Origin of the sequence: Rhizobium leguminosarum (genome assembly GCF_004123835.1) — a bacterium.
Classification (GTDB): domain Bacteria; phylum Pseudomonadota; class Alphaproteobacteria; order Rhizobiales; family Rhizobiaceae; genus Rhizobium; species Rhizobium leguminosarum_M.
Map to the genome: position 1 here is coordinate 106,196 of NZ_MZMU01000002.1, position 18,926 is coordinate 125,121.

The following is an 18,926-nucleotide window of genomic DNA, read 5'->3' on the forward strand; positions in this document are numbered from 1 at the left end:
TCCGATGCCGTCAAAGAGTCAAGCAACCGAGAATAGGAATATTATCTCTCAACTTTAGGGAACCAAAAGATTCGCTTTGCGAATCATGGCCGTGGGCCGATTGCGGCGATTGGGTCGAGGCGGGAATAAATTTGGCGGACGCAACTTACTATCCGCCGGTTGGCATTTGGCAAATCCATCGGTTACGATACTCGCAGTGTTCACGGGAATGGTCGCCGCGAATGTGCAATCTGTACCGCATGGCCAAGTGGGCTCAGGACACCGAAAGCATGATCAATCTCATGCCTGCCTACCAGATGAACCCGGATCAGATGGGGCCGATCGTGCGCAATACGGCCGATGGAAGAAAGCAGCTGGTGCATGCGCGCTGGGGTCTGCCCTCCCCGCTGTTCGCTCTCAGGAAAGAAGCTGAGAAGAAGGCGGAAAAATTGCGAGCCAAGGGCAAGGAGGTCGACTTCGAGGCCTTGCTGCGTGATCAGGTGGATGGCAGCACCACGAATGTCCGCACTCTCAATTTCCCGCACTGGAAGCGTTGGTTTGGTGTCGAGCATCGCTGTCTTGTTCCTGTGACCAGCTTCGCAGAGCCCGATCCAGCCAGCAAGGAAGAGGGCGGCAGGATCCCCAATGCCTGGTTCGCGCGCGATGAAAGCAAGCCTTTGATGTTCTTCGCCGGCATCCATGTCCCACAATGGACGAGCGTGCGGAAGGTCAAAGACGGCCTGACGACCGATGATCTCTACGGTTTTCTGACGACGGATGCGAATGACCTCGTGAAGCCCATCCACGATAAAGCCATGCCGGTCCTGCTTCTGACCAAAGAAGAGACCGATATCTGGATGCGTGCGCCGTGGGATGAGGCCAAGGCGCTTGCCCGTCCTCTGCCCAACGATGCGCTGATCGTAGCATCCCGGGAGCCTTACGGCTCGACGATCGTAACGAAGGCCGGAGAACCCGTCGCCCAGCCGAGCCTTTTCTGAGCCTGACCGGTCTAACGCAGCTCGATCCACACTGGGGCGTGATCACTTGTGTGCTCCCAGCCTCTCACCGACTTGTCGACCTTGGCCTGCTTGAGATTGTCAGCAAGTGCGGGGCTTAAGAGGAATTGATCAATCCGCAGCCCTGCGTCGCGGGCAAACGCGTGTTGATATCGCCGCGAAGACTGCTATGTTCTCTCTTTGTTTCTGGTAAGGCCCGCGAAGGGGATACCGAGCCGTAGCTTTTTTTGCAAGAACCGCCATGAACGAAATGACACCAACGCCGATCCGCAAAATCGTCCATGTCGACATGGATGCCTTTTACGCGTCGGTCGAGCAACGCGATAACCCGGAACTCCGCGGGCTACCACTCGCCGTCGGCGGATCTGCGGCACGCGGCGTCGTGGCAGCCGCAAGCTATGAGGCGCGTGCCTTTGGTGTCCATTCGGCCATGCCGTCGGTCACCGCAAAACGGAAATGCCCGGACCTGATTTTCGTGCCGCCGCGCTTCGAAGTCTATAAGGCAGTTTCCCAGCAAATCCGCGAAATCTTCGCCGACTACACGCCGCTGATCGAGCCGCTATCGCTCGATGAGGCTTATCTCGATGTCACCGAAAATTTGAAGGGCATGGCAGTCGCCACCGAGATTGCCCTGGAGATCCGCGCCAAGATCAAGCAGGTCACCGGGCTCAACGCCTCAGCTGGCATTTCCTACAACAAATTCCTCGCGAAGATGGCCAGCGATCTCAACAAGCCCAATGGCCAGGCTGTCATCACGCCGAAAAATGGGCCAGGCTTTGTCGAAACCCTGCCCGTCAAGAAATTCCACGGCGTCGGGCCGGCCACCGCCGAGCGCATGCGCAAATACGGCATCGAAACCGGGCTCGATCTGAAATCGAAGTCGCTCGCCTTCCTACAGGAGCATTTCGGAAAGCCCGGTCCGTATTTCTATGGCATCGCCCGTGGCATCGATGACCGTCAGGTCAGGCCCGACCGCATCCGCAAATCGGTCGGAGCCGAAGACACATTCGCCGAGGATATCGATGATCTCGAATGCGCCACAGCCGAACTGAAGCCGCTTGCCGATAAGGTCTGGCGCTATTGCGAGGCACAGGGTATCGGCGGCAAGACGGTGACCGTGAAGATCAAATACTCGGATTTCACCCAGGCGACGCGTAGTCGGTCTGCCACAGTGCCGTTCGCCAACATGGCTGATGTGTTCGACGCGGCATCCGCACTTCTGGCAACTGTCTATCCGTTCAAACGGTCCGTGCGCCTGTTGGGCGTGACGCTATCGTCGCTGACCAACGACCAGCCCAGCGACACGACCGAGGGGCCGCCGCAACTCGATCTCAACCTATAGCAGGAACAAGGCCCCGAAAACGAAAAAGCCTGCCGCGGGAGGAGGTGCGGCAGGCTTCTCTAAACAATTGAACAACGGCTGGGAGGAGGAGTGCCGCTGTTCCGACAGGCACCCCTTGGGGGAGGAATGGCCGTCAGAAATTCGAAGCTTTGCGGGAGGAGATGCATCGCTTCGATAGGTTTATCTTACACCGACCACGAACCGAACCAATGTCTCATGCTGCACCTCAGCTATGCCGAAACAGTGCAACTCCCGAAAGCATGGTCTCGTGCAAGTGGCTGCGCCTCACGCGACCTAGATATACCCAACTCCCCATCTCCGCATCACCGTGATGACGATTCAATGAGGCCGACGATTTTGGACAAACGCACCGGGCAAGCGCCGTTCGGCCTCCGTAACCGCCTCTATGCTCTGACGAAGACTCTTTTCAAACCGAGCTGAGACCTCGCTCTCGATACGCACGAGATCAACATCTGTGAGCTGGCGCCCACTTTGTGTTGGAGTATTAAGCTGCCGCGCGACAATTGCACCCATCCGAGCGAGTTGATAGTCAGTTACTGTTTGGTTGTATTCAGTCATCGCTGCTTCAAATCGATCCTGCTGCTCTGCCAAAGCGACGATTTGATTGATGGGCGGTTCACATATGAATTCTGCCAGCGTGTCGCGCCGGAACGGAATCATTCTGTCAGTGAGGGTCTGAGAGAGCTTGCCAACTTCTGTGACGTGAACAAACCCATTGTTGTTCTGCGTGGTTGGCCAGTTGAACGTCGTACCGTTTACTGAGCCGATCGGCTTGTTGTTCGTGTGTTGATGGCAACCGCCGCAGCTAATGGCTCCTGCCCGAGCTATCACTTGGTCGACGGTGACATCGGCTCCATCTGGAAAGCCCGCGCGCAAATTTGTCAGCGCGGTAGTGATTTCGGTCTCAAACTTAGGACCTAGGTTACCTGCCGGGATATCAAGGTTGCCTTGTGAGTCGCTTTGAAATTCGTTGAAGCGATCGTCCGTAAGGCGAGAACCAACCCTATTCACAATCGTTTTCTCGTACAGAAGCTGGTCAAACGCTTTGTCCTTCGGGTTTAAGCGGGGATCATTCTTCATTGCATTAGGGAGAAATCCTAGCTCAGGCTCCAATAGCTCCGCTAGGATTCCGTTTGCGCTGGCAAATTGGGAGTGAAAGAGCGCCCTGAGGGCGTCGACTTCCGCGACTTCCTTGCCATCATCCGCGTACAGCTCGGCGAGGGGATTGCTCTTGACAGTAGCCATCACAAATTGAGCAGGAGCCGTTGGCAAAAGTTTCCACTCCCGGAGCTGCCATTTATCTTCAACGAAGAGGTTGCCCCGCAACTGACCCAAGGCGCTGAGATGATCGGCCTTGATCGCAGGCGGATATCCGGGAATTCCGTCAAAGAAGAACTTCCTTACAGCTTCCACGCGTTGTGCATCATCCCCTATGTCGCTCAGATCGCGCCAATAATCTGCCAAGCCCAGGCAGCCAGCGGCACCCATTTGCTGCGGGTTTGGAATCTTGGTTTCAAAGATTAGAAAGAAGCGGTCAGGTATAGACCCCACCTGCGGATTGGAAATAGCTGCTTTGAAGGAGTACACGATGCGATACTCCCCACAATGAGAGAAGTTTGCTGACGCCAAATCGAACCTGTTAAATACCCCTACGGGAACCAGCCCAAAAACATCATTCGGGTCGAGCAGCCGAGAAGCGACGAGCTTATTTTCGCCGGGCCGTGCGTCTACATCCATCATAAGATTGGCAATTGGGTTAACCTCTTCGCTCTTTGCGAAGGTCGCGACAAGGCTCGCAATAAGTGCAGCCTCGGCGTCTGGTCCCGTCGCGGGAACGGGCAAGTCCCGAAGGAGCTGAGCGATTACGCCCTTCAGGGCAAAAGGCTCCTTTAGTGTCGCAGGATCATGCAGAACAATGGAGCGGTCCGGATCGATTGTGGGATTGCATTGCTGGGCGGCCGCCGGCGCGGTGGCCATAGACAATCCTAGAACCGACGCCACAATCTTTTGGCGCGCGAACGCATTCAGCAATCGAGTCATTATTGCCTCCCTTGAGCGGTCGAATTTCCCTGCGCGAATAGTTTATGTATCTCCCTTTTTGAGGGTACATACTTCGCTGCAAATATCAACTATTGCTTTAGTACGAACATCCAAATATTCGCAGTCCTTGTAGGCACCAATTCTACGGACTGAAAAACTTCCTAATACATGTCGACAAGTAAGCTGCGCGTTAGATCGCCAGGGCTGACCAACATCAACATGGCCGAGCAAAGAATGAAGTCAGACCGCTCCACAATGCCGTCCAATCGGGCAAGAATTGGCAAGCGATCATCAATCCAGATTATCCCTTCAGCCGGTTTTGATTCTTTTATACGACGAAAGGCAGGGGAAGGCTCGACGGCCGTGACCTGTCGATTGCGGCAGCCCTCGCGCATCGCGCCCACTTCCTGCGCCTATGTCGAGAACAACTTGCTCTGCAATAGACCCTGCGCTCATTTTTCGACCATTATGGGCGGGACGCGGCCTTCATTGTGCTGGGCTCAAAGTGACCCGAACTGCCGACCCCCAATATCTGTGCAAAGCGGACGATGACTTCGGCAGAGCCGCAAGCGCGTCAAAAACACTCATACATGCCCACCACGCACGTTGATCTGTACTACGATTTCTGTGCTAGTTCCGATAGTGCATCGTCGGGGCGCAACCGACTCAACAGGAATGGTATTTACTTTGTTACGTTCATCGACAATCGCCCTAGCCGAACAACTCGCGGCCAAACTCCCTGATGAGTTTTCGCGAGCCGTACTGGCTGGCTCACTCGGTGTGGCATGGGACAGCGCAAACCCAATCAGGGCAAACCTGTTCGCGGCGGGAATCCGAGAGGTGGTGACATATGTACTCCACTTGCTTGCCCCCGACGAGGCTGTCAAAGCCTGCGGCTGGTACGAGACTTACCGCGAGAAACAAAAGAAAATCTGCGAAAAGGCCAAGATTGAGTTCAAGGATCAGCCAACACGGGTACATCGCATGGTCTACGCGACACAGGGCGGGATCTCGGACAAGGCTCTTGAGGAACTCGGTGTCGATGTCGGTGACGCGCACAAAAAGCTGCGCTTTGTTGTCGACGAGCTATCCAAGTACACCCACGTTCGCCCCGGCACGCTGATCCAGGGCGATGATGCTGTCGCCGTATTCATGGAAGATACGCTGGATGCGATGATACGATTTCTGGGGGCCGTGTGGGACGTGCGCACAGCGATTGTGGACGTAGTTTCCGAACACGCCAACGATCTTGCCGGAGACGCGCTTACCGAAAGCGTTGTCCAGGAGTTGGACGAGCTTTCGACCCACACCATGGTCGATGAGGTAATTGCAGATAATATCCAGATTGTGAAGATCGGTCCTAACCAATTGGAGCTAGACGTAAGGGGGACTGTCTATGTCGAATTAAATTACGGGTCGGGAGCCGATTTTCGACGAGGTGATGGTGCCTCAATGCGGGACAAATATCCCTTCTCTGTCAAGATGACCGCTGCAGTAACCGATCTAAAGCCCGTAATCGCGGGACCGGTGAGGGTAGATAACAGCAGTTTCTTCGAATGACACAGCCATCACCTGACACAGCCGGCGACGACAACCATTGACAGCGAGAATATCCGGTGCTCGGCAAGGTACGAAATTTTCGATCGGGTCGTGTTCCTTGAAGGGTCCCGCCAGCAATTTTCACGATCACTCCAGCGGGAATGCCACATCGGCCCGAGCAAGACAGTACAGGACCGTCGTCATCGACATTGTCCCAGTCCAAACGGCGGCTGTTGTTTGAAAGGAATGAACGGTCGATCCGTGACTCGGCTATCAAAGTTGCCGAAGTCACACGCTATTTTGAGCCGCCAAACGATATTTCTTTGCGTGAAACGTGTTTTGTCTGAAGCCCTGTTGGCAAAGTTTAACGATCGATCCGCCGCAGCCGATTATGGAGAGATCTGATAGCTTACGCCAGCTTTCTCCATCAGTGTCAGGTACCTCAGGCGGTGCTCACGACTGCGTTTTCGCACGCCGACCGCGCCCTTTACCGACTGAACACAAAGCCCGATCGCCAAGCCGGCGCCAGCGCCATAGAGGCTTTGAGTGGCCAGCCCTCCCGCAAGTGCCCCCGCAACGGGTTCCGCAAAAACGCTTTCTGCGACTTTGGCGAAACCATCCTTCAACTCGTCGACACTTCCCTCGCCAAAAAGCGCTCTAACATAGCCGCTGAGGTTGGCCTTTCCATTTTTCCACTCGCGCATAACCCGGTCTGCGCGTTCACCAAGGTGGGCTTGAAGGGCTTTCGGATCTGAGATATTCGATGGGATATCCTTTGCCATGTTCTCCAGCGCCGCTTTGAAATCGGCGATCGCCTCCCATTCCTGACTGAGCGCTGCAAGGCGGTCTGGTGTCAAGGCACGTGTATCGGCTCGCTGATAAACAATGACTCTCGCGACCTGGTGGGCCCCGTCTTGCGTCGCATGGCCTCTCGCAGGCTTAGGCGTGACACCCGCAAGACAAGCCTCGATGATGTCATCCTTTTCGCAGTCTACGGTGCGGCCATAGATCGCCGGAAACTCGGTGACGAGTTGAAGTCCCTGACTCTCGGCGGCTGCAAATGCAAGCGCGGCCATGACAGCTTGCCCGAGCAGGGGGTGCATCTCGAAATAGCCCCGTCCGTCCGAATAGTGCGGCTCCCACGCAAGACCATGCTCCCGGAGGAAAGCCAGAAGATCAGGGAGGATCTTTTGACCGTGCATTTGAAAGGTGCGGCTCGCCAACCGGTCATTCCAGAGTGACGACGATTCTCGGACAAGCTTTTCATTTCCTTCGGTCGCCTCGCGACCGAAACGCTTCTTCAATGTCGAGTGGCGTTCGTCAAGTTTCGCTCTGATGCGTTGTTGGAGGCGATACTGATCGTTCCAAATGTTTGCATCATCTAGGTTGAGATCACGCAAGAGAGGTCCGCGGCGGCCTTGGGCGTTGCAGAAAGCCCGAATAGCCGGCTCGTCGTTTGGCGCACCTATGGAAGGTGATATACGCACGACGTGAGGAAAGACGAGCAGCGTTTTCTTCAGCCACTCAGGATCTCGAATTCGAATATAGGGAAAGTTGAGAGCGTCGAAATCCCCTGCCATTTCCTGCCCCGATTTCTACGTGAATTACAGATATTCTATCTTACATTGTGCTCGACATCACAAGGCAGTTCATGACCTAATCATGGGGTGGGGCCGCACCATTGACGCCAGTACATCGCAATTATCAGCAATCGAACTGGCTTTTGGAATAAAGTCTTTGAATTGGTCGAAATGCTACGAGACTGAACATGGCTTGGAACAGCTTTTCGGATAAGAGGCTCAATGAAATCTATAGAGCGAACCGCAGGGGGATGGGGGAAACCGCTCGTCGTCTTCAATCTCTCGTTAAGCGAAGCATTGCGTCGATAGAGGACAGAGCGCTCGTCCGTGTTGAGCTGCGCGCTGTGCGCATTAAAACCCTCCCCAGTATCAGAAAAAAGGCGGAAAAGCATGGCTGGGGGCCAGAACATGCCTTGTGGTTTTGCAGCGACCTTATCGGCTGCCGCGTTGTCTGCAACAACGTTGAGGACGCCTATCGGTTTGTCGAACTTCTGAAAGAAGCGTTGCCCATTTTTCCGCAGAAGCCGGAGGTTCAGGATCAAATTGCGGTTCCCAACGGCGCCGGGTACCGCGCATTGCATCTCAACTTTGGCCTTGATGTCGGAAAACATCCTTTGTCGCCTATGCGTTACCCTTGCGAGGTGCAAGTCAGAACCCGGTTACAAGATGCTTGGGCAGAATTATCCCACGATGACATCTATAAAGCGGAGGGCCTGCCAGATGACCTTCGCGACCGGTTTCGTGATCTGGCGATAACGTTGATGGCCGCGGACACGATTGCCAGCGGAATTCGGCGAAAAGTTACAGCCGACGTGACGCCATCTGCGAACCGACCAAACCTATCGGTGGTCAGCGCGGACGGACGTGCGCATATCTTCAGCAATGTGTTTGGACGCAGCCCTCCAGGGTACCTGATCCAGCAGGCGCAGGAGCGTGCGCAAGAGCTCAACCTTACCTCACTCGCGGTGGCCGCCTCAAAGCTTGAGGACCTGTGCTTTCGCCACCGAGCGTCGGAGGCCTACGAGAAAATTATGCCGGTCCCAGTCCCTGTCGAGGGATTGTTCTTGGCGGCAATCGATGCCGGCGCGAACGGCGAAGACTGGGCGATTGCTGAGCTTTCGCGGCTGGCAGCCGAAGAATGGAACGAGATTGACCGGACTGCTCGCCACGAGGCACTGTCTGCCCTCCCGGCCACGATCGAGGATTTCTGCGAGGCGATCGAGGAACACGAAGGAGACGAGGACATTTTGGCATGGTCGGCGGCGTTGGATACCACAAGCGGGTGTCTGGTTTGCGGTGCCAGCGTTGTGGACGTCTACAGCTTCGCTGAGGCAGCCGTCGCTCACTATCAAGCCGACGAAGTTTACCATGAAAGAATAGAATCTGCCGTCATGTCTTCCAGCGTTGAAACCGGCGGCGTAGGAGATGGCTCGCTTTGCTCCTATCACGATGACCAGATGCGGAACGACGATTAGCGCAATGTGTCGAGAGCGATGAACGCCATCGTTCTGCGAACATACTTGCCCGCATCAATCGGAGCTGATCCTCGCCAGGATCTTGTCAATCAAGATTTTCGCCGACGCGGAATTTGGTGAGCACTCGTAGACAAGATCGCAAAACCGGGTGAAAGTCTTGCGTTCGCTTTCATTCAGACCGGCGAGTTTAAGAGGTCGCACCGTTGCAACCTGCAAGGATTCAAATTTTACCCGCAGCGCGTCCAAAGCCCGCGCGTGCGGTTCCACTTCCGCTGTCTCAAAGACTGTATTTCCAAGGGCCTTTTTCATTCGAGAGAAATTCTCCTCGGTCTTGGTCGACAATTTTGTCTTCTCGTTCTCGCCGATTATCCCCTGGTCAAACACATCAATTGCCTGCTCGATTTGCTGGCGATGAAGCTCGGCTTCGCGCAACCATTTTCTCTTTATCGAACTCGTCCGGCAAAGCCTTGCAATTTCCCTTGCCAACGGGCTCAACTGATTAATCAAATTCGTATAATGAGCATTTTGTTCGAAATGATCGCGCCTACCATTCGGCGTGATCTTGCGGTCGATCACATGGATCTCGCCAACCGACCATGAATTGAAGCGCGGCTCGGGGAAAAGCTCTTCCAACAAGTTATGATCGCCCACCTGAACGTTGCCCGAGCGCAAACGAAGGCCCTTGACGCCGGCAGCATTTGGCAGCGCCCCCTCGTAATCGTGATGAAGAACCCAAACTACCGCTGCGGCCTCGCCATCCATGCTCGAGATTTCGCTGATCGACAGGCGGTCGAAGGTGATTGCTTTGGAGCCGTCATGGACGATAGCATCGCGATGGGGACGATAGATCGGGCGGTCGTTATCATTGATTCGGATTTGAAGGTCGCCAAGCTGCACGACAGGTGCAAGCGCTGCCCGGATTTCTTCGCCAAAACGAAACTCGGGCGCGAATGGAACGGGTGCCACCTGCCCCAGATAATCGCCTACGGCAGCCGGACTCATGAGATTGTCGCTACGGATGCGAATGACGCCCCGAAGTTCGACCTCGAAGAAATGATCTGGGTAGTCGCCAACGTGCTTTTTACGCAGGGTCGCAACGCTTCGGATCAAACTCTCAATATCGCCGTCGCCCTGGCTCAGCAGGACCTTTAGCTTCCGGCAATCCCAGGTCAATTCGGCGACCATTGCATCGCCAGCCGCCTTGGAACGGAAAATCAATTCCTGGGCATAGCCAAGGCCGGCCAGCCGCCCGACGCCGCGGAAACCGCGCGAAGTCGTCCCGCGCTTGCCGCTGGCGCCGAGCGCAGCCATCTTTCGCGAGAATTCGTCATTGGCGACGCCTGTGCCGTTGTCGCGGATGCGGATCGATCGTGTCGCGGGATCGATGTCGATCGACACTTTGCCTGGTTCGTCGGCGCCGATAAGACCATCTTGCCGCGCGTCATCGATCGCGTCCGCTGCGTTTTGAATATATTCACGGTAGACAGTCATCGGATCGATGTACATCGCGCTCGAGACCAGTTCGAGCACGTCTCGCCCCACAACAATGGTATCCAGCGGTTCCGAACTGCCCTGGTCCTTAGAGGCAAGCAGGGCGGCGCGGCTGGCGCGGGAAACGGACTCAACAGTCATGCTACAATCCTCTGCTTTGGCGTCTGCGGCGCCAAGTCTCGCGCCGGGCTTTCCTCGTCATATTCGAGGCCGGCATCTTCTACACGCTCATCTTCGGCGAGGCCGAGATCCGAAACCGATTCCATCCGAACCAACTCCTTCTGTCGCGCCCAGATCGAGGTGAGCTCGTCCTTCGAAGCGGGGATATAAAAGCGGAGAATCCTGCGGACCTTGTCGTTCGAGGCAAATTCACTGAGCAACACAAATTCACGCGGGTCGCGAGACGACAGAAGCTCCATCAATTCGGCCCGTTCGTAGCTGTCCAGCTTGGCGAACTCGGCCTGAAACTCGTATAGCTTTTGTTCCGGATCGTACCGTTCGTACCAAGTACGGTTAAAAATGAGATCGTGGGGAAGCATCAAAATACGGGCGTAGTCGTCGAATGTATCGCCGAAAGCATGTTTGAAGAATTCAGGGGCGCCGCTGACGATGCCATGGGTTGCCTGCAGAACGATCTGCATTGATCTCAGCTGATAGCGGGACCACTTCTCACCAATATGTCCGCGGTCGGGCCTGTTTGTCGGCTGATAGCGCATCGGGAATGACCAAATCCGGACGCCAAGTTCTTCATTGAGCGAGACGTTCAGTCGCATGCGCTCAAAGAGGTCTTCTGGTCCGTCGTGGAAATTGTAGAGCATGTAGTTCGAAAGCTCAGTCAGCCCGTACTCGGCGGCGTATCGAACTGCCTGCTCATAGGGTTTTCTGACGCCAAGATGGTCGAAGGCAATCCTCAGCGGCTTCAAACAAATCGTCGCAAGCTCCCGCAGATACATAGGATCCTTGCAGAGGATACGTGCATCGACCCCCTGATTGAAATCCACCCGTCGCTGGACAGGGATCTTGCTTCCGGGCCTCAAGAGTTTGGCGCCCGGGACGAAACCGAGGTCTCTAATTTCCGCGATGATCTCCTTGAAGCGCGAAGACGCGACAACATTATTGTCCATCAGGATGAGATCTTTTTTCGGGCCATAGTGCTCATCAATGGCGCGAACGAGGTCCGTCAGGGATTCCGTGTCACGCTGCATGCCTTCAAGTTTCGGCACCCCACAGAAATGGCACTTTCGAATGCAGCCACGTGACGTATAGGCGAAATAGGCGTCTCGGACGGGATAACGATAGTCAATTTGTGAAAGAATGTCGTAATCGGGAACCAAATCTTCGATCGGCCGACCACCAGTATCGCTCGAATAGAGTTCTTCGGAAAATTCATCCAGTTGCAAGGAAACCGCCGGCCCCTCAGATAAAAGACCTTTGATAAACCGGATACCGTGCCATCGACGCTCATCGAGGAACCGCTCGTGCATCAAGGATGCAGCGATTCCACCGACGAAGACCTTGTCCGCTTGGCCGTTGGCGACTTCCAAGGCAAAATCGATCGACTGCGATATCTTGGGATATTCGAACGAGAAGAGAGTCGTGACATAAATACGATCCCATGCCTCGTTCAGAACGGAACGGTCCTCGCCCTTGATGAAACGAACACGGTCCCGCTTGCCGCGAGGACCATGATACTGGGCGATTTTCATGAGACCGAGCGGGGGGTACTTGTTCTTGTAACTCGGCTCGATCAGCAAAATGTTTTTGTTAGCCATTGGCAACTTTCAGCCGGGCGCGGCGGCGCGCGTCTCGAATTATAAACAAAGCTTCCTTCACCCCGCCCTGGCCCCCAAGACCGCGAAGCGGACCACTGTTCGACCAATCGAACTCGAGCGCGAAATCACCAAGAAGGGCTGCGAAATAGGATGAGTGGGAAACGGCTTCCGGCTGGCATTCGCACACCATGTCAGCGGCAATTTCCATCAGCGCGTATACGCCGATTCCCTTGGTCACCAAGAAATTTCGTGGCTTGCTGAAGGACTGCGGGATTAGTTCGGCGAAGGCGACCCAGAAATTGCGTACCGCCGCCGACGCGTCCTCGGCAGATATTTGCCGCTGAGCTTTGACCCTCTTGAAAAACTGTTTTGCCGCCTTTTGCATCGTGCGCAACGATGCCCGTCTTTCCAATCCCGATGTCGCTTCCCCGCCGAGGTCAAGGCGCTGATACCATGGAGAAGAGGGTTCGTTGTTGAGAAACAGGGCGATAAACAGTTCCGGCCGCTCGGTTCCCAAATTGCCCGATAGCTGTGCGTCATGGTAGTCGAGTAGGCTCTTTGAAAGACCTTTGGCCTTTCCGTTGATGACATCAAAAATCGCGGTCTCTTCGCGCTCGCTCAGGCCGATGAAACACATAAACGGCAGCTCGATATCCTGATCGGCAAGATAACCCAGCCGATGCTGGCAGTCGACCTGCGATAGAACGCGGGCGCCGTTCTGCAGCGATAGCTCAAACGCACCGCGCGCAACCGGGCGAATGGCCCAAGCGCGGTCGTCACTCGGGCGGAGGTTAAACGTGAGTGGAATTGTCGTACTGCCCGGCTTCTGGATGTAACGACGAAAGTCGAGACTGTGCTGCGGACTGAACCGACGCTGGTAGCCGCGCCCAGTCGTTTCATCCAGGACATCGGCAAAACTGAACGCGTGCAGGTCGCGTGCCGCTGCAAAGCCGAGAAGAACTTCCCGGCCTGCCGACGATCCTTTGATACAGGTCAAGATTGTTTTTGACGTCATCCCTACTTCCCCATTCTGCAGCGATCGACTGCAGAATTGCTGTGCAGGTAATGCAGATATCAAACTTCTACCGATTCCGCGATCACAAAATGTAACTGCGCGCGGCTTTTTCCCATGAACGTCCTACAGCTGTCATGCAGCCGACGAAAGCTCATCCTCTTCAATAAGATATCGCTGCTTGGCGTCGACAGGTATTCGCTTTTCGATGTGCTCCTTGACGAGCTCGTGCACTCTGCTGACATAGGCGACTTGATCCTTGGATAGAGGCCCCTTTTCGGCATGATGAGTGACTGTCCGGGCCTTGTTCACTTTGGAAATCCAGCGAATGAGGCTCTCTCGCTTTCCTTTCCCGTAGAAATTGTAGTGGTCTTTGAAACTGTCCCAGTTGTTGCCGTAAAGGACAATGTCGGCGTAGTTGACCAGAAACAAATATTGCCAGCGCTCATAGAGCGTATTGCTGCTCTCATTGAAATTTCGGTCGCAATCGTTGCGGACATTTTTCGGGACACCTTGAACCCACCATGCGTCTTTCTCTTCACCGTATTTCGCTTTCAGAGTGTTGAGAACGTCGTTGAACAAAATCCGATTGATCTCATCGATCATGTCCTTGGCGCGTTTGGTGCCCTCCGCATCCTGACTTTCGAGGTATGCCTTGACTTCTGCTGGAGCGAACTGCGGCACCTTCTCAGCAATGATCGCCATAAGATGCAGACAGTTCTGATCGACGCTCGCGAGCGAACTGCCCCGGTTGCGGAAACGGGCAACGTCGCTTGGGTCCGCATGGCGGAAATAGTCTACGACTGGGCGAACGAGCGGGCGTACGGCATCGACAATTTCCTCGGGTTCCATCAACACACAGCGCGCGCCGTCCCGTTCGACAAAGTTGATGAGTTTCCGCAACAGGACGAGAAGCGCCCGCAGGCCGAGATTGGTGCAGAGGTACCCGCCCTTCGCATCACCGAGAGCCCAATGTTCAGACAGCGCCTCGGCGAAAACGTTGAAGTATATAGCAAGCGTGCGTGTTACCTTGTCCATTGTCAGCTTCGGCGTGAGGCTGGTCTCGCTGAGCGGGCCAGGCTGCATGACGACTGGACCCGACTTGGTCGATTTTCCAACCTTACCGATGAGGTCGTTGCCGTCGATACCATCGGCGAGCGACGTCAACGTCAGGCATCTGAAATTGTTCTTCTCCTGGGCGACTGTCAGGATGCGGTCCTTGAATGGCGACCCTTTTGCACCATCCAGAAGAAGCACGGCTCTTGCGCAGATTGCCTCCAGCCGGCGCCTGGGATCCTCATGCTCGATATCGAGGTTCGAGACAATCTCGTTGACCAGATTGCGTGACACCTTCACCTGCTGGCTGTTGATGTCGACGAACATCTGGATTTCGTCGCGGATGGGCATGTTCTCGTAGGCGAGAACGGACACGACGGACCTGTCATCGGCCGCTTCGCGACGGGCATGCGCATAGCCATAGAGCCTATGCTGTCCGTCGATCACCCAAGCGGAGCCATATTGTCCCGGAAGAGTGAGGATGCCGGTAGACGTGCCGCCGAAATTTTCCTGGACGTCAAAGTTCAGCTGGTTCTGCTTGATATTGACAACAATGTTGGTCGGGAAGGTACCGCCCTGGTCAATGTAACCGCCAATGGCTTTCAGACGGTTCGGCTTGACCATACGCTGATAGGACTCGAGGTCCCCATTTGAAGACTTCGCCATATGGCTGATGTAGGAAATCCGCAGCAGGTCATGAGGAGAGATAAGAAAATTGTAAAAGGTCGTCTTGCCGACCCTACCACGCGTGGCGGGAACTCGGGTTCTCAGACCCTCGACCTTTTCTCCTTCAAGGTACCGGCCCAGAAACTGGAAGCGCGCGGCGGTTTTGAGAATATCGGTGAGCCGGCGGAAATAATTCAGATCATCCTCAGTGATAATCGGCACGCCGGCCTCGGCGGCGCGGGCAGCGTCTGCCGAACGCGTATCAATGTTGCGGGTGGCGATAGCGAACTTGACCTTCAGTCTTGGTTCGCGGCCATAGTGGGCATGGACCGCTTTGATGACATCTTCGCGGATGGCAGCGATTTTATCGAGCAGCGCTTTGACGGACTTCGAACTGGATTCTCTGGCATGTGTGCACTCGACGATAAAGACGGTATCATCGTCTTTTGCAAAGACGTCGATCTGGCGTGCCGGCGCATTGTCGTTGACTTGGATCTTGAAGTTGCGGTCGGCATTGAGTTCCCGGAAGCCCATCCGAAAAAGAAGTGACCAAACGTCATCCTCAAGCTGTCGATCGATCGGTTTTGCCTTCGCCATTCGAACCGAGCGCTTGTTGCGCTTGGCAACCTTCCAGCCATCCGCCTCCTCGCCACTTATCTTCAGCGTCAGGCCATCCGCCGAGGTAGACGACACGGTTTTCTCATCAAAGGACTTCGAGCGCACAAGAGCTATTGTCTTGAGTTCATCTCCGACAGAAAGGCCAGATAACATTCAAATGATCCGTTCAGTGCAAATTAATCCCATGATTGTGTATTCAAGTTAAACTTGCGTCTAGCCGAATTGAGATATTTGCTGAGTTGAGCACAAGAACTTTCGTTAATCGAATGCTTCGGGTCGCAATCCGGGAAACTCTCGATCCCACATTCTATCGCTTACTGCCAAAGCTTTGTGAGCGAATACGCCCTAAAGTTGTCATTCATGCCATCTTTCGGCGAAGGCCCAGCGATGGCAATGGACAAGGCATCACATCATTTCTCAGAGTATAGACACAGCGGAATTACGGACTGGCCGTATCGACTGCTCCGATCGGACCATTCGTGCGAGCAGTTGCAGACGTGGTTAATCCAAAGGCTTAAGATTCACATATGCCGAGCTGCAAAAAACTAGCTCAGCATAGTAGCGAATCCACATAGCCACTTCCGAGGTGTGTGAGGATCGGCCGGCACTTCTCCGGTTTGAACTGGGGATGCTGGATCGTCGCCAAGGCTAAGGCGCCATCTTTTGCCTCCAGCATCGGAAGCGTCAGCATATCCTCGGTCGTCTGGCGATTGACGCCGGCAAACACAAGATCCTCCGCCAGGAATTCGAAAGCGAAATGGACCATACGCGCTTGCTGATGGCCGGTGTATGCGACAGGCGGAAGACAGCGCAACTCGAATCCCTGCGCCTGGGCGATCTGGCCCATCAAGACCGGGACGATTGCCTTCAAGCGATATTCCACTTCACCAGGACCGCGCGCGAGGTACCATGCGATAGTTCCCGCCGGATCCTGACGTTGGAGCCGGTCAAGGTAGTCGGCAATATTCGGGCCCACCGTATTGCGGACGTTGACCGTCAACAGAAGAATGAAACTGTGTCCTCGCTGACGCTCCGCGAGCTTTCGCAGCGCGTCCAATCGCGGTGCCTCGCCGGTCTTCTTTTGGACGAAGCCGAGCCCACCATCGAAGTCGAAATTGTGTAGGTCATAATGAAAACGCGCGGTTTCGACAGGCCCCGTACTCGACCGAATCGGTCGCATGGCATAGTCGTCAAGTCCTTGAACAACGATGTTGCCAATATCGCCCCTGAGAATCTGAAGCCCGTCGGAAAGGTTCGCTTTTAACGCATTGCTCATAAGCTGTGCGGCAGCATCGTCGGCCGCTTCACGCTTTTCGGCAGCCCTGGGATTTTCCTCAACGGCAGTCCGCCGGTCATCCAACTGGTCTTTCCAGGCAAGCAAGTCCAGCATTCGGGGGCCTGGCAAACCAAAGTAGGTCAGCTTCCTTTGAACCACGTTTGTCCAGGCCGTGATCAATGGAAGGTCCCATGCAAGCCGCACGGCAATTTTGTTTTCGGAATCAGCAAATGGCATGATGCATCAACCCAGATCGCTGGCGTCGGAAAGGCGTTCGGCGAAATAGGTCACGAAGCGCCGGTACTCGGCGCTGTGCACTGGAAGAAGATCATCAAGCGCATTCTGGAAGAGTTCGAGCAATTTCGTCGCTTGCGGGTTCAACTCGATACTGTTTTCGGAAAACAAGGTTTCAAGCCTGGGTGGCTTCACTGGCGTCGGCGCTGGTGGCGGCGTTGTCGGGTGATCCGACTGCTCGCTCGAACTGCTTTCTGCCGAATGCCGTCGCTTCGCCACTTCAGAGCCCGGGTTCTCGAGCAGCCGTTTCGTTGCTTTCAACAAACCTTTTGAGCGTGAGATCAGGCCGTCCGTCGAAGCGACAAGCGGCGCGTTGTCCTTGACCGCTCGCTTGCGCTGAGTGAGATCCTCAATGAGGTTACTCAACTGGGTCACCCTTTCGAGGTCGGACTCATCGAGGATGCGTTCATCCCCCGCACTTCGGTTGAAATCTAGCTCCAATTTATCCAGCAACTCCGCATTCTTTTGAATTGCTTCTTCTGCCTTTGCCGTCGCCTGAAACTTCTCAGCAGCGGGCTTTAGAGCCGTGCGGAAATCATCAAGGATCGAAACCTCGAGAGCCGTTTTGGACGCGCTGGTCTCGAAATCGTTTCTTTCCGCATTGGGAATAACCGTCGGGTCGACAACGTAGACCTCGCCGGTGAACCATGGATACAGCTGAACCCTTGGGAAGAGCGCTCTGAGTTTGTCCCGGTCGCCGATCGAGAATCCCTTGACCTTGTAAATGAACCCTTCGAACTGCGGCTTGTCGTTTGCAGATTCCAGACGTTTGCGCTTTTGGTTCAAGCAAGCCCAGTAAAATGCCACAGTCTGTCCCCCACTGTTTCTGACCTCGCGAAACAGTGGGGCAGCAAGTGTGAGATTTAGGGCGGGCGGATCCTTCTTGTCACGATCCGGATCATCGGCATATTCCGCCAGCTGTTGGTGGGTCGGACCGTATTTCTGCACCACCTCTTCGGGTTGACCATCAAGCTGCAGCCTCACCAGAACCGTTTGATACCCTGGCACGACTTCGCGAAGACGCGCGTCAATAGCAGCGCCAAACTGGAAGGAGGGAGAAAACGCGATGGGAAGATTTTGCAAAAGATACTCGCGCAGGCGACGACGGTCTGCCATCAAGGCGATGTGTTCCGGTTGGATATCACGCAATTCCACGGTCGTGTAATGCGTAGCCGGATCTTCGTCATCAAGCTTGGCAATCGTCGTATGGGCACTGAGCAGGTCAATTAGTGACGTGCGCGAGGAGTCCGGATCGTTCCTCTCCCTTTCCAGCTGCTCCTTCATACGGGCAAATTCGAACGCAAGCCGCAGTACCTCTGGGCTCCCCGCCTGCTTCGAGGTTACAAGGAGGCGGCGGCATAGATCGAACCCGGAATAGATACCAATGCCGCGGAAGCCAACATGCTGGGTGATGGATTTTGGCGAGAGGCCGAATTTCTTCGCCTCAAGCAGTTCGGGAAGTCCCATGCCCACGCCGGTGTCGAAAATCATCGCCGTGTTGCCGGTGATTTTGATGGTGAGTTCTTTGGCCTTCGCATCCACGGCGTTTTGCGCATATTCTCGCAAGCAGTCGAGCGGGTTGGTATAAAGACCCTTTGACAGGATTGCGATCAACTCGCCGCCGATGTCCCCGCTGGCAAGTGGCAGATTAACCGGCTTGGAGCTGGACGCCGCGAGCTGCTCACTTATTTGATCCAATAGTGACAGCTGTTCGCTCGAACTCAAATTTTTCTGGCTTGGCATGTCGCT

The 18,926-nt window shown here is 55.0% G+C and carries 12 protein-coding genes and 1 pseudogene; 4 read left to right on the plus strand and 9 right to left on the minus strand.

Annotation, left to right across the window (positions count from 1 at the left end; translation table 11 throughout):
• Window positions 1-221 precede the first annotated feature (221 nt).
• The gene (locus tag B5P46_RS01915) at window positions 222-977 is read left to right on the plus strand and encodes an SOS response-associated peptidase (protein ID WP_129417519.1); all 756 of its coding nucleotides are present in this window, start codon (window positions 222-224) and stop codon (window positions 975-977) included.
• 11 nt (window positions 978-988) lie between these two features.
• Here B5P46_RS01915 and B5P46_RS34775 read toward each other — a convergent pair.
• Window positions 989-1,147, minus strand: a pseudogene (locus tag B5P46_RS34775) (exodeoxyribonuclease III); the annotation flags it as partial.
• A gap of 89 nt (window positions 1,148-1,236) precedes the next feature.
• On the opposite strand from B5P46_RS34775, the gene dinB reads away from it, so the two are divergent.
• Entirely contained in the window at window positions 1,237-2,337 is a 1,101-nt protein-coding gene (gene dinB / locus B5P46_RS01925; RefSeq protein ID WP_129417213.1) for a DNA polymerase IV, read from the plus strand.
• Between the two features lie 339 nt (window positions 2,338-2,676).
• On the opposite strand, the gene B5P46_RS01930 is transcribed toward dinB, so the two are convergent.
• The gene (locus B5P46_RS01930; RefSeq protein ID WP_129417214.1) at window positions 2,677-4,398 is read right to left on the minus strand and encodes a hypothetical protein; all 1,722 of its coding nucleotides are present in this window, start codon (window positions 4,396-4,398) and stop codon (window positions 2,677-2,679) included.
• A gap of 675 nt (window positions 4,399-5,073) precedes the next feature.
• On the opposite strand from B5P46_RS01930, the gene B5P46_RS01940 reads away from it, so the two are divergent.
• Complete coding sequence (locus tag B5P46_RS01940) at window positions 5,074-5,958, plus strand: hypothetical protein (RefSeq protein ID WP_245456087.1); 885 nt, start codon at window positions 5,074-5,076, stop codon at window positions 5,956-5,958.
• Between the two features lie 368 nt (window positions 5,959-6,326).
• Here B5P46_RS01940 and B5P46_RS01945 read toward each other — a convergent pair whose 3' ends face one another.
• Window positions 6,327-7,517 (minus strand): hypothetical protein, encoded by a 1,191-nt coding sequence (locus tag B5P46_RS01945; protein WP_129417216.1) that lies wholly within the window; start codon window positions 7,515-7,517, stop codon window positions 6,327-6,329.
• 188 nt (window positions 7,518-7,705) lie between these two features.
• Between B5P46_RS01945 and B5P46_RS01950 the strand changes: the two genes are divergently transcribed.
• A complete protein-coding gene (locus B5P46_RS01950) occupies window positions 7,706-8,992 on the plus strand; it encodes a GTP pyrophosphokinase (protein WP_129417217.1) in 1,287 nt (428 codons plus the stop codon).
• 54 nt (window positions 8,993-9,046) lie between these two features.
• On the opposite strand, the gene B5P46_RS01955 is transcribed toward B5P46_RS01950, so the two are convergent.
• From B5P46_RS01955 to B5P46_RS01980, 6 genes are all read right to left on the minus strand, one after another.
• The gene (locus B5P46_RS01955) at window positions 9,047-10,624 is read right to left on the minus strand and encodes an ATP-binding protein (RefSeq protein WP_129417218.1); all 1,578 of its coding nucleotides are present in this window, start codon (window positions 10,622-10,624) and stop codon (window positions 9,047-9,049) included.
• Window positions 10,621-12,255: a radical SAM protein gene (locus tag B5P46_RS01960; RefSeq protein ID WP_129417219.1), complete on the minus strand. Its 1,635-nt coding sequence runs from the start codon at window positions 12,253-12,255 to the stop codon at window positions 10,621-10,623. Before B5P46_RS01960 ends, B5P46_RS01955 begins: the two co-directional genes overlap by 4 nt.
• Complete coding sequence (locus B5P46_RS01965; protein ID WP_129417220.1) at window positions 12,248-13,270, minus strand: DGQHR domain-containing protein; 1,023 nt, start codon at window positions 13,268-13,270, stop codon at window positions 12,248-12,250. Before B5P46_RS01965 ends, B5P46_RS01960 begins: the two co-directional genes overlap by 8 nt.
• Before the next feature lie 132 nt (window positions 13,271-13,402).
• Complete coding sequence (locus tag B5P46_RS01970) at window positions 13,403-15,760, minus strand: DGQHR domain-containing protein (protein WP_129417221.1); 2,358 nt, start codon at window positions 15,758-15,760, stop codon at window positions 13,403-13,405.
• Window positions 15,761-16,157: 397 nt separating this feature from the next.
• The gene (locus tag B5P46_RS01975) at window positions 16,158-17,120 is read right to left on the minus strand and encodes a hypothetical protein (RefSeq protein ID WP_129417222.1); all 963 of its coding nucleotides are present in this window, start codon (window positions 17,118-17,120) and stop codon (window positions 16,158-16,160) included.
• 6 nt (window positions 17,121-17,126) lie between these two features.
• Window positions 17,127-18,920 (minus strand): ATP-binding protein, encoded by a 1,794-nt coding sequence (locus B5P46_RS01980; RefSeq protein ID WP_129417223.1) that lies wholly within the window; start codon window positions 18,918-18,920, stop codon window positions 17,127-17,129.
• Window positions 18,921-18,926: the final 6 nt, after the last annotated feature.